Here is a 12,595-nt window from a genome sequence, read left to right as displayed (position 1 = left end):
TCTACTCATGTTTTTTATCCTCTATGACTTCGCTAAAAGTTAGAGTTCAATTAACATGAGTAGATATTCAGGCAAAGCCTAATTGATGATAACCACCTACTGAAGTAGGTGGTTTAGGGCTGAAAATTAACGTACGGGCAACTCTATATTGGCGAACATATTTTCAATCAATTGTGGATCTCTTAAACCTACCGCTTTCTCAACCACCTCTTTTGTGAGGTGGGGAGCAAAGTGTTCAATAAACTCATACATGTAGGTTCTTAAGAAATTTCCTTTTCTGAAACCAATTTTCGTAGTGCTGTGACCAAACAGGTGACTTGCATCGATTGCAACAAGATCTCTATCCATCACTGGGTCGATAGCCATAGAAGCGATAACCCCCACACCTAGCCCTAAACGAACATAGGTTTTTAGTACATCCGCACTGGTGGCACTAAACACCACTCTTGGCTCCAGCCCTGCGCTATTAAAAGATTTCTCAATCTCAGACTCACGATCGAAACCAAACACATAGGTCACAAGTGGGAAACGCCCTAGATCTTCAATACTGATGTTGCTACGTGAGGCCAAAGGATGATCTCGCTTCACCACGATTGAGCGATTCCAGTGATAACAAGGCAGCATGATCAGATCTGAGTAGAGGTGCATCCCCTCAGTTGCAATGGCAAAATCAGCATCACCACGCGCTGCAAGTTCACTAATTTGAGAAGGCGTGCCTTGATGCATATGTAGATTGACTTTGGGGTAACGCTCAATAAAACCCCGAATGATGTTTGGCAATGCGTATCTAGCTTGGGTGTCTGTCGTTGCAATATTTAACTCACCTTGATCAGGCTTAGTGTACTCTTCAGCCACCTTTTTAATGCTTTCAACTTTGCCAAGGATGTTATTTGCAATACTTATCACCTGCTCACCGGCAGGTGTCACATGGGTTAAATGCTTACCACTACGACCAAAAATCTGGATACCTAGCTCATCTTCAAGCATTCTAACTTGTTTACTGATCCCTGGTTGCGATGTATAAAGGTTTTCAGCTGTTGCCGACACATTGAGGTTATGATTAACCACTTCGGCAATATATCTGAGTTGCTGTAGCTTCATCTTTTATCCTTCAATTTAACCTCAAGTCATTGCTTAGGTTTTAATCTATACGCTTAATTAATTATAAGAATTAGTTATAGTTCATGCTAAAAATTAAATCAATATGGAATATAACATAGAGTTCACGAGAATCACACGACATTAGCAAAATCCTAAGCTAAGATAACTATGCTAGACTGTTGATTTATAGTAGCATTAAAAGAATTGCTTAATTGATGGTAGACCTATGATATTTACTTTGGTTCTGGTCCTTATTGGTGCTCTCTTATTTCTTGTTATCGGGGTTAATGTTGTTCAACAACAAAAAGAGAAGGCGGAAGCTGAACGCAGAGCTGAATTAGCCAGACAGCGAGCCATTATTGATGAGACCGAGGAGATTCTCTCTCTCACAGGTATGTTCCCCTGCTCTACTCAAATTGTATTGGTGCTTTATAAACGTGTACAGGATGCCCTGAAACACGCTAAAAACATAGCTGGAAACCAAGCTCCAGATTATGAACGTCGCCTAAATGATATTAGCTCGCAGGTTACCAATATCAGTTCAAACCCCAAAAACTCTCCGCCAATCGAGGGGTTTAGGTTACCTGACAATGACAAACAGATACTAGATTTAGTTAAAGTATTAAAGAAACTTAAAGCTATTTTAAGAGCTGAGCACAATAAAGGGAAAGTCGACACAACGACCTTTTCTGAAGAGGAAGCTAGAATCGATAGCCTTCAGTTGCGTATTAACGTTGATTCAATGCTTTCCAGAGCCAGAACGGCTTGTGCGACTAAACAGTATGGCTCAGCAAAACAGATGGTCACTAAGGCACTGTCAACCTTGCATGCGATTAAGGCGCAGACGCCCAACGATCCCTTTATTGGTCGTAAGGTCGATGAAGCAAAAACCATGTTAGATGAAGTGATGGGCGCGCAAAAAGAGGCTGCTCCCGTAGTACAACAAAATAAAGAGGAGGAGGATATCGACGTCCTGTTCCAACCCAAGAAAAAGTGGTAACTCCACTTCCCCCCCTTTAGAAACCAGCTTAATCGCTGGTTTTTTTTGTACCTAATTTTTGTCCCTAACTTTATATCCAATAGTGGCTATACTTCTCTGCCATCAACCGTAAAGCTATCAGGTAAAATGCTAACTTGAACAGAGCGTCACTTTCTCTTGAGGCATAGCAAGCAGCATCAACTCAGAGATTGGTTGGTATACTAAGGGCATAAAAAAAGCCCCGAAAACTATCGAGGCTTAATGCTGCTAAAACAGGAGTACTCCCCTCTATTAGCTCTTGGCTTTCGCCTTAGCTTTAGGTTTCGCTTTAGGCTTGGCTTTCTTTTTAGATTCAGTCACCCATTTGCCATCAACAAATTTTGATGTCCAGCCTGTCGCTTTACCATCAACTTCTGTTGCAACATACTGCTCTTTGGTCTTGCGGCTAAAGCGCACCGTGGACTTGTTACCATCATCATCTTCAGCTGGAGCATCTGCTAAATAAGCATATTTAGGCCATAATAGTTCACGGTACTTCACTAGCTCTTCAACTAATGGCGGACGAGTCTCACGTGATTTAGGGAAGGTACTTGCAGCCATAAAGATACCGGCAGCACCATCTCTCAATACGAAGTAACCATCTGACTTAGTACATTTTAGCTCAGGAAGGTGAATAGGATCTTCCTTTGGCGGCGCAGCTTCACCACTCTTTAGCAGCTTACGAGTATTCTTACATTCTGAGTTAGTACAACCAAAGTACTTACCAAAGCGACCATTTTTCAACTCCATATCATTGCTACAACGATCGCACTCAATGATGGGTCCCTCATAGCCCTTGATCTTAAATTGACCTAACTCAACCTCATAACCACCACAGATTGGATTATTACCACATACATGAAGCTTACGAGTTTCATCGATTAAATAGCTGTCCATGGCTGTACCACAAACGCCACAGCGATGTTTAGCGCGTAACGCATCGGTTTCTGCATCTTCACTATTTTCACTGACCGCTTCTTCACCTGCGGTTAAGTTCATGGTGGTTTTACAGCGCTCTTTAGGCGGCAAAGCATAGCCAGAGCAACCAAGGAACACCCCTGTTGTACCAGTTCGGATCCCCATAGGTCTGCCACAAGTCGGACACTTGATATCGGTTAGCACCATCTCATTCGGGCGCATTCCGCCCTCTTCCGGTGCAAGCTCTGCTTGGTCAAGCTGCTTGGTCAGGTCTTGATAGAAACCGTCAAGCACTTTTTTCCACTCAAGCTCACCCTGCGCAACATCATCAAGGGTCTGCTCCATACTTGCAGTAAAGTCGTAGCTCATCAGCTCTTTAAAGCTGCCAATCAAACTTTCACTGACAATCTCACCCATCTTTTCAGCATAGAAACGACGATTTTCAACTTTTACGTAACCACGATCTTGTATGGTTGAGATAATCGTTGCATAGGTAGATGGACGGCCGATACCACGCTTTTCTAACTCTTTAACTAATGAAGCCTCACTGTATCTTGCAGGCGGCTTAGTAAAGTGCTGCTTAGGCAGTAACTCCTCTAAAGAGAGCACGTCACCTTTAGCCACAACTGGTAGGGTATTGTCCTCTTCATTTTTCTTTTTAACGGCCGTTTGAACTCGTGTCCAACCATCAAAACGTAGCGTTCGGCCTGTTGCTTTAAGCTCATACTCACCCGCTTTGACAGTTAAACGAGTCGCATCATATTTAGCTGGCGTCATCTGACAAGACACAAATTGACGCCAGATCAACTCATAAAGTCGCTGCGCGTCACGCTCCATATCTTTCATACCAGCGGCATGAACAGATACATCTGAGGGGCGAATAGCTTCGTGAGCCTCTTGTGCTCCCTCTTTACTTCCGTAACGGATTGGCGCATCAGGCAGATATTTATCGCCGTACTCTTTTCCAATCATCTCACGGACATTGTCTACAGCTTCCTGACTCAAGTTGGTTGAATCTGTACGCATATAGGTAATATGACCCGCCTCATAAAGACGTTGAGCCATCATCATGGTTTTCTTAACACCAAAACCTAAACGGGTACTGGCAGCCTGCTGCAATGTCGATGTGATATAAGGCGCTGAAGGTTTACTCGACGTAGCCCTATCTTCACGAGCTGCAACCACAAAGCTTGACTGTGATAAAGCACTCACAGCCGTTTGAGCTTGCAGCTCATTAACTGGATTAAACGCTTTTTCCTGGAACTTAACCACTTCCATTTTCAACGCGTCATTGGTAAGCGTTGTTAAATTGGCATGTATATCCCAAAACTCTTCAGGAACAAAAGCTTTAATTTCACCCTCTTTCTCAACCACTAGACGGGTCGCAACCGACTGAACACGACCAGCCGATAGTCCTCTCGCCACTTTTTTCCAAAGCAGAGGAGAAACCATAAAACCAACAACACGATCAAGAAAACGGCGCGCTTGTTGCGCATTAACCATATTCGTATCGAGTGTGGCAGGTTTACTAAAGGCATCTTGGATAGCGGATTTAGTGATCTCGTTGAACACGACTCGTTGATAACGAGACGCATCTCCACCAATCACCTCTTGAAGGTGCCAAGCAATGGCCTCTCCCTCTCTATCCAAATCGGTTGCGAGAAAGATATGGTCAGCACTTGCAGCTAACGCTTGCAACTCTTTAACCACCTTCTCTTTGCCGGGAAGAGTCTGGTACTTGGCCTTCCAGCCATTTTCAGGATCAACCCCCATACGAGTAACTAGCGCCTGTTTCGCTCTTTTACTCTTATAAATAGCTTTCTCTTCAGGAGACATCTTCCTGACTTCAGCAGGCGTTTTAGTCGCCACGTTCGCTTCAGCTGTGGAGGATGTTGGTAGGTCACGAATATGACCCACACTCGATTTCACGATGTAATCTTTGCCGAGATATTTATTAATAGTCTTGGCTTTGGCCGGTGATTCGACAATAACTAGCGATTTACCCATAGAATGATCTGCGCCAAAAAGTCTCAAAAATTTGTAAATTGGCTCCATATATAGAGTGTTGTCTCGATAGTTTCAAGTTAATCCCTCTTTTATTTGTATCGTTAAGCCAATTTTTAAGCATACATAGACAAAATGTAAAATATTTTTTTGCTTATTTAAAAACTAATATTTCATTATTAGTCATCTAGCAAGGATTTCTTGTGAATTTCAATGCAAAAGTCACAATTTCAGCGTTTAGGTACAACTTGTTAACCATGGAAGCTCACGTATACTGAGCCCAACTACTGTAAGCAAACACGTCCCTTTCTCAAATCGAGACGGACATGAATAACAAGATAATCAACAGGCAGCAAAACCTATTGATTCAGATAAATACCCTCTTGCTAGACCATAAGGATAATAAATGAAGCACTTTGAAGCGAACTTTGATGGACTTGTTGGTCCAACACATAATTATGCTGGCCTCTCTTTTGGCAATGTAGCCTCTTTTAGTAACGCTTCAGCCGTATCAGATCCCAAATCAGCTGCGAAACAGGGATTAAAAAAAGCCAAAGCGTTGGCAGATATGGGGATGATTCAAGGTATGCTAGCCCCTCAGGAGCGCCCAGACCTTCATACACTACGTAGAATTGGTTTTTCGGGGACTGATGCTGAAATATTAAATAAAGCCGCTAAAGAGGCTCCAGCTCTCTTACGCGCATGCTGCAGTGCATCAAGTATGTGGACAGCAAATGCAGCAACGGTTTCTCCAAGTGCCGATACCCAAGATGGAAAACTCCATTTTACCCCTGCAAACTTAGTCGACAAGCTGCACCGTAGCATCGAACCTGTCACAACAGGGAACATTCTAGCAGCCACTTTTAATAACTCACGCTACTTTAATCATCATCAACATCTGCCTGAGCACTCAAGCTTTGGTGATGAGGGAGCTGCTAACCACACTCGCTTGTGTGAGAATTATGGTAACGCAGGTGTAGAGCTATTTGTTTACGGGCAGGAAGCCACGAACCCCAGCGCACCTAAACCGCAAAAGTATCCCGCGAGACAAACTTTAGAGGCATCCCAGGCGATCGCTCGCCTGCATGGATTAAGTGAAGAGAATACCGTTTACCTCCCTCAAAATCCTGATGTGATTGATCAAGGGGTTTTCCACAACGATGTGATTGCTGTAGGCAACCAGAATGTACTTTTCTATCATCAACAAGCTTTCTTAGATACGCAAAATAAGTTTGATGAAATACAGCAAAAGTTTGGCGACTCAAAAGTTCACTTTATCGAAGTCCCAACGGCTAAAGTCAGCATTCAAGATGCGGTTAAGAGTTACCTGTTTAATACCCAAATAATCACCCTACCTTCAGGTGAGATGGCCATTATCGCCCCGACTAACTGTCAAGAAAATCCAGCAGTATTTGCTTACCTAAACGAGCTAGTCACATTAGGCACGCCGATTAAGCAGGTTAACTATTTTGACGTTAAGCAAAGCATGCAAAATGGTGGCGGCCCTGCTTGCCTTCGCTTGCGAGTTGCTATGAATGATATGGAGTTAGCTGCGGTTAACCAAAATACTCTGATGAATGATGCACTATTTACACGTTTAAATACTTGGGTTGATAAACACTACCGCGATCGTCTCAGTGTCGATGACTTAGCAGATCCTCAATTAATAATCGAATCAAGAACGGCATTAGATGAGTTAACACAGATAATGAAGCTAGGCAGTGTGTATCAGTTCCAGAAGTAGCAGCTTTATCTTCTTTCTAAAGAAAAGTTAAAAGAAAAAACCACCTTAATCAGGTGGTTTTTTATTAATTAAATGTTCAAATTCAAAAGCAAGTACGACCAACACTAACTACATATTGATATCAATAACAGCAACTGTTGATACATGACCTGCCGGTGTTTGTACGCTAATAGTTAAAATACCATCCTCAGGTTCATCAGGAGCTTTTACAGCAACAGTGTCACACCTAGCTCCATTGAAATTAGTGTTAGGCCAAATAATAGGGTTAGTTGTCGCTATATTACCAACAGAGGTCACTGAGTTAATCTCACTCCCTGAAGGCATCTGTTGGTTATGCAGATCAGAAATACAAAGTTCAACGTAACCTATGGACTTAGGTGCTAAATCTAATACATGAACCCCAGTATCTGCTGCACTATCTGTTACTATGGGCTGTGAGGCTATTGCTGTACTGCCAGACATCACCAAAACAAGATTCTGCCTTACAAATGTGCTAGTACTTTGACTCGTGAAAGATGCACAACCAGCATGAGCAGGCTCAGTACATAATACCCCATTATACAAAGTGTCTTTTGTGTCAAAACTGCCGTCAGAGTCAAAATCAATTAACTCCTCTAAATCGCCACCACCTGTACCTGCCCCCTCTACAGGGTTAAACAAACCATCTTCATTAAAGTCTTCAAAAGGTTCATTTAAGTCGAAATCATCACCTGCTGTATTTTTACCCAGAAAAGCAGTTACTTCATTGGCATCAAACCGCCCGTTACCATTAGTATCAGCAAAAGACTCCTCCCCTACAGCTATAGCTGTTACTGTCACTCTTCCTCCCATGGGTTGCCCAAGGTAGTAATGCTGACGAACATCCCAATATTGTCGCCCCTGTCCATCTAATGCTAGTGGTTGCACGGTAGCACCGAAAGGACGTGGATTCTTACTCTGCCAGTCAACAGTACAGTCACCATCTGTTGTCAAACAAGAGTCAACGATATCACCACCTTCGGTTCTAAAAGTCACTGATGTGCCGTCAGGAACTCTATTATTAAATGCATCTGAAAGTTTGGCAGTAATTTGAACTGCGGTCCCCTCTTCACTCCAGCCTTCAGGATTGAAGTTTGAAGCCGAAAGAGAAAAGCTATCTTGATCAGGAATTCCTGTTGTGACCACCAGTTGAGTTGACTGGCTGGAGATAGCTGGATCGGAGCCGCTAATGGTTCCTGTCACTCGTATCACTGTGGCAACAGAGCCAGAACCTACTACTGTTTGAACCAAACCTTGATCATTTGTCGTTGCTGATGTTGGGTTTAACTTAATCTCTCCCACATCAGTATTCAAACTAAAATCAACTAATTGATTACTAACAGGCAAACCATTCGTATCAAGAACCTTGAAAATAACAGTTGATGACTCAGGTAAGCCTGTCCCAACGATGCCTATTTTTTCAGGTGTTGCCGATACATAAACAATGCTACCAATACTTGCAGGTAAAATGGTCAAGCTAGCACTTGCAGATAAACTTTGTCCTCCAGCATTGGCAGTAACATTGATTTGATCATCACCGCTACAGCCTTGCGCCAAATATGTACTCGAAGCTTGGCCATTAACAGCTGTAACTGGGGTGCTAAGAATCGCTTGAGGCGTTGCAAATGAGGCACAAGTCGACGTGAAATTAACTTCTACAGGCTGATTAAACGGGTTACTATCTTCATCCTGAAGGTTTACAGTAACAGTCGCAGTCCCACCAGCTGAAAGTTGTGAAGTAGAGATTGAGGCAACTCCAGAGACAAATGGATCACCACTTCCCATGAATATATTTGTAGCGCCAACGACGACTATAGCCTCTCCCTCTTCACCAGATTCAAGCGAAGCAACCGCTTTACCCGCACCTAGGTCTGTTCCGGCATAAATATCAACGATTGCAACCCCCTCAACAGTTACCGCTGCATCAATGGGAATCTCCCCCTTAGCAGATGTAAATGTCACAATAACGGGTTTATTTGTTCCAGTGACTGTAGCAACAAGCTTACCTGGTTTTGTTGTGGAAATAGAATCAGTTGCATTGCCTGCAGCGTCAGTTAGTGTAAGTACCACTAGAGCTCCACCATCAGCATCTCCACCATCTCCTGCCATGTTTACGCCAACTGTAGGTGAAGTCCCAGTAAAGCCTTCGACACTAACAGAAACACTTGTGGCTCCTGGAATATTAGAAGTTGCCAGCTCAATTTGAGCTTGTCCTTTAGAATTTGTTAACGCTGTTCCTGTACCTGGGTTAAAAGCGCCTAATGTGTCATCACTTAAAGTGAACGTCACTAACGTATTTGTCATTACGCCTGTTTTAGAATTAGTCACTGTCGCAGTCAATGTGGCTGGTGTTGCCGCATTAATCTCTGAACTAGAGGTAGATAATGTAATTGATATGGTGCCTTCATCAGGCTCAGGGTTTGGATCTGTTGTATCAGAAATCCCCCCTCCACCACTACATGCAATAATAAAAAAAGACAAAAAGAATGCGGTAAATATTTTATATGCTGACTGCATGTCAGACTCCCTGTTACTCTGAGTGTAATTTTAAGCAAAGCGCCTATTACTTATAGAACAAGATTACATAAATTTCCCGTCACTTTTCCATAACTATCTTGATTTATTTCTTTAAAAACCCAATAAAGTTTAACTTTTTACCCATATCCTCGCCGAATTTTGCATGCTAGGCTTATTACGCAAATTGAAAAGCATAATAATTATACAGGAATCACAATGTCATTAACTCAATCAAAGAAACTCGGCCTCACGAGTAAAATACTTATCGGTATGGGAGCCGGTATAATATTAGGGTTACTTTTAAGGAATTTATTTCCCGATAGCAGCTTTATCAATGAATATATTACTGAGGGCTTTTTACACGTAATTGGTACTGTTTTCGTTTCTGGCCTTAAAATGCTAGTCGTCCCTCTGGTTTTCATCTCTTTGGTTTGTGGAACTTGCTCACTCAGCGATCCATCCAAACTTGGACGCTTAGGTGGAAAAACTATCGCCTTTTATCTCTTCACTACCGCGATTGCCATCTCTGTTGCGATCTCTATCGCGATACTCGTCCATCCAGGTAATGCATCCTTGGTGAGTGAAGGACTTAGTTTTAACGCAAAAGAAGCGCCAAGCTTGTCTGAAGTATTGATCAATATTGTCCCAACCAACCCACTGCAAGCGATGAGTGAAGGCAATATGCTTCAAATCATCCTATTTGCCGTTATTTTTGGTTTCGCTATATCTCATATTGGCGAGCGAGGAAAACGTGTTGCAGCGCTTTTTAACGACCTTAACGAAGTGATCATGCGAGTTGTCACACTCATCATGCAGCTAGCACCTTATGGTGTGTTCGCCTTGATGGCCAAATTAGCCTTAACACTCGGCCTTGAAACCTTCGGTAGTGTGGTGAAGTACTTCTTCGTTGTATTAGGTGTGTTACTTATCCACGGATTTATCGTGTATCCCTCTCTGCTCAAGCTATTTACGGGACTTAACCCACTTATCTTTATCCGTAAGATGCGTGATGTGCAGCTTTTTGCATTCAGCACGGCGAGCTCCAATGCAACCTTGCCAGTGACTATCGAAGCCGCTGAGCACAGATTAGGTGTCGACAACAAAGTTGCCTCCTTCACACTGCCTTTAGGCGCGACAATTAACATGGATGGTACCGCCATCATGCAAGGTGTTGCCACGGTATTTATTGCACAGGTTTACGGTGTCGATCTGACCATCACCGACTATACCATGGTCGTTATTACCGCAACCTTAGCTTCAATAGGCACCGCTGGTGTGCCTGGAGTCGGACTTATCATGCTAGCCATGGTATTGAATCAGGTTGGACTCCCTGTTGAAGGTATTGCACTGATTATCGGTGTCGACAGACTACTAGATATGGTCAGAACTGCAGTGAATGTCACCGGAGACAGCGTAGCAACTGTGATTATCGCAAAGTCTGAAAATGAGTTTGATGAAACAACATTTAATGATACTCAAGCGGGTAAAACTGCAGGTAGCTTTAACGATCAACTTCATGCTAAATAGATAGTGTTAAACAGCAAAAAGGCGTCCAATTTGGACGCCTTTTTTATTTAAGCAAAGATCAAAACTGGTTTATCTTTCCCAGTATGCCTCTTCTAAACTGTCTTCGCGCTCAGGTAGACCACTTGATAGTCGTGGACTGTGTTGAGCAAGCACCTCGTAAGCCACGCGGTTAGCGTATTTACACACCTGTGAGAATGAGGAGTAGCAGAGCCCGTCACGCTTATGTTTACTCGAACCAGGTACATTCGCCTTATGAAAAGTGTTAGACGCTAAGTCATGTAACAGAGCCGCTAATGCACCATCACCAGCACCATTGGTATTACGGATCTTTTCAGGGCCTCCCATGTATGGCGAAATATGTGCATATACTTTAATTGGCATATTACAGTCCGACTTTAGCTTTGGACGAGAAAACTCATAGCGGTTAAATTCTGGGATAATACCAGGCAGCAGTGTATGCGAGGTTTCACGCTTCTCTGAGTCATCCGTGTAGCCCGCCATATATAGACCAAGAGGACCCGCTGTCGTTAACACAAGATCGCACAACTCAAGCGCAGCTTCACTTGCCTGAAGTGGATCTTTAAACCCAGTTAAGGCTTCACCTTCATCTTCATTCATCGCAAGAATTGTCACATTCTCTTCGATAAACGTTTTCCACCACTGAGGATCGCTCTCAATCAAGAATCGGGTACCTAATGTAAGTACTACAGGAACGTCCGCTTCTTTAGCATACTCAATCGCTTTTAACGCAGCGTGAGTGATTTGATCACCATCGCTAGCTCGCATCAAATAAGCCGTTAAGACTAAAGCAGATGCACCTTGAACCACCTCTTTGTTGATAAACTCAGGACTTAACTTATCCATCGAGCCTTTACTAATTGCAAAGGTTCGCTCACCACACTCTGAGATAAGTGTAAAGCACCGGCCAATAGGCCCCTCTACAGGCTGTAGATAGTTAAGATCAACTTTAGAGGAGGTATTGCAAAGGTATCTGTACGCGTAGCTACCCACTTCGATATTCTTGCTCATCACACCAAACAAAACTGATCTGTCATCGGCAAGAATAGAGTAGTTATGGACGGTATTACCGATAGTTCCACCAGCAAATTCGTCACTGATCAACGCTTGGCTCTTCAGTTCAATATAGAGAGCATGAGCTGTTTCATCATCAATTAAGGTCGAATTTCCTTTCGGTAATTCATAGCGCTGTAGCAGCTCGTCAGCAACCTTAGCTTCAATATCAACCAGAGTTTGATCTATGCCGGTAATGTACGTTGGAAATCGCTCCGGCTGTTGCGTCAATTGCGCCAACAATGGGTCACGATTCTGTACGGGAAAGTAATGCTTTGACTTTCGTTGACCTGGAAACTTCATGTAATGCTCTCGTTGAATGGTAGCTGTAACTCAAACCCTCAAAAAATGCGCCACCGACTCCCATTAGCGAAGCCTATAGCCTACATTTTCGAAGCGATCTGGAATAAATGCCTAACAGAAAAATATCAGACATTTTGACAATTAACTATTTTATATTAGCAATAAGGTGAGTGAGCTAATATAAATGGCGGCAGATACTACCACACACAGCAAAATTCACCAGCTATCAGATCAAATTTTTATCCATATACCAATCAGTATAAAGATTTGATCGCTCAGCGAGAGTTTAGCGGTCCTGAGGCAAGGTCTTTAATTGCTCCTGCATTAATGACATTCACCACATCCATGTGGTTTGCAACGAGTGAAGAGCATAG

7 protein-coding genes are annotated in these 12,595 nt (G+C 43.0%); 3 read left to right on the top strand and 4 right to left on the bottom strand.

What is annotated here, in order from left to right:
- Positions 1–126: 126 nt before the first annotated feature.
- Positions 127–1,101, bottom strand: coding sequence for an HTH-type transcriptional regulator CysB (gene cysB, locus K0625_RS24185; protein WP_012324435.1), 975 nt, complete (start codon positions 1,099–1,101; stop codon positions 127–129).
- A gap of 226 nt (positions 1,102–1,327) precedes the next feature.
- On the opposite strand from cysB, the gene K0625_RS24180 reads away from it, so the two are divergent.
- A complete protein-coding gene (locus K0625_RS24180; RefSeq protein WP_220111912.1) occupies positions 1,328–2,101 on the top strand; it encodes a hypothetical protein in 774 nt (257 codons plus the stop codon).
- 270 nt (positions 2,102–2,371) lie between these two features.
- On the opposite strand, the gene topA is transcribed toward K0625_RS24180, so the two are convergent.
- The gene (gene topA / locus K0625_RS24175) at positions 2,372–5,044 is read right to left on the bottom strand and encodes a type I DNA topoisomerase (protein WP_220111911.1); all 2,673 of its coding nucleotides are present in this window, start codon (positions 5,042–5,044) and stop codon (positions 2,372–2,374) included.
- A 403-nt stretch (positions 5,045–5,447) separates the two neighbouring features.
- On the opposite strand from topA, the gene astB reads away from it, so the two are divergent.
- Positions 5,448–6,785 (top strand): N-succinylarginine dihydrolase, encoded by a 1,338-nt coding sequence (gene astB, locus K0625_RS24170; RefSeq protein ID WP_220111910.1) that lies wholly within the window; start codon positions 5,448–5,450, stop codon positions 6,783–6,785.
- 108 nt (positions 6,786–6,893) lie between these two features.
- Here astB and K0625_RS24165 read toward each other — a convergent pair whose 3' ends face one another.
- Positions 6,894–9,320 (bottom strand): Ig-like domain-containing protein, encoded by a 2,427-nt coding sequence (locus K0625_RS24165; protein ID WP_220111909.1) that lies wholly within the window; start codon positions 9,318–9,320, stop codon positions 6,894–6,896.
- Between the two features lie 216 nt (positions 9,321–9,536).
- On the opposite strand from K0625_RS24165, the gene K0625_RS24160 reads away from it, so the two are divergent.
- Entirely contained in the window at positions 9,537–10,847 is a 1,311-nt protein-coding gene (locus K0625_RS24160) for a dicarboxylate/amino acid:cation symporter (protein ID WP_220111908.1), read from the top strand.
- Between the two features lie 69 nt (positions 10,848–10,916).
- On the opposite strand, the gene K0625_RS24155 is transcribed toward K0625_RS24160, so the two are convergent.
- The gene (locus K0625_RS24155; protein ID WP_220111907.1) at positions 10,917–12,221 is read right to left on the bottom strand and encodes an inosine/guanosine kinase; all 1,305 of its coding nucleotides are present in this window, start codon (positions 12,219–12,221) and stop codon (positions 10,917–10,919) included.
- Positions 12,222–12,595: the final 374 nt, after the last annotated feature.

The organism is Shewanella nanhaiensis (assembly GCF_019457885.1).
Taxonomy (GTDB): Bacteria; Pseudomonadota; Gammaproteobacteria; order Enterobacterales; family Shewanellaceae; genus Shewanella; species Shewanella nanhaiensis.
This window is presented reverse-complemented; position numbering and strand designations above follow the sequence as displayed.

What these genes read in the sequence shown, in the direction of transcription:
- cysB (WP_012324435.1), bottom strand. Translation starts at nt 1,101, where the DNA reads ATGAAGCTACAGCAACTCAGATATATTGCCGAAGTGGTTAATCATAAC.
- K0625_RS24180 (WP_220111912.1), top strand. Translation starts at nt 1,328, where the DNA reads ATGATATTTACTTTGGTTCTGGTCCTTATTGGTGCTCTCTTATTTCTT.
- topA (WP_220111911.1), bottom strand. Translation starts at nt 5,044, where the DNA reads ATGGGTAAATCGCTAGTTATTGTCGAATCACCGGCCAAAGCCAAGACT.
- astB (WP_220111910.1), top strand. Translation starts at nt 5,448, where the DNA reads ATGAAGCACTTTGAAGCGAACTTTGATGGACTTGTTGGTCCAACACAT.
- K0625_RS24165 (WP_220111909.1), bottom strand. Translation starts at nt 9,320, where the DNA reads ATGCAGTCAGCATATAAAATATTTACCGCATTCTTTTTGTCTTTTTTT.
- K0625_RS24160 (WP_220111908.1), top strand. Translation starts at nt 9,537, where the DNA reads ATGTCATTAACTCAATCAAAGAAACTCGGCCTCACGAGTAAAATACTT.
- K0625_RS24155 (WP_220111907.1), bottom strand. Translation starts at nt 12,221, where the DNA reads ATGAAGTTTCCAGGTCAACGAAAGTCAAAGCATTACTTTCCCGTACAG.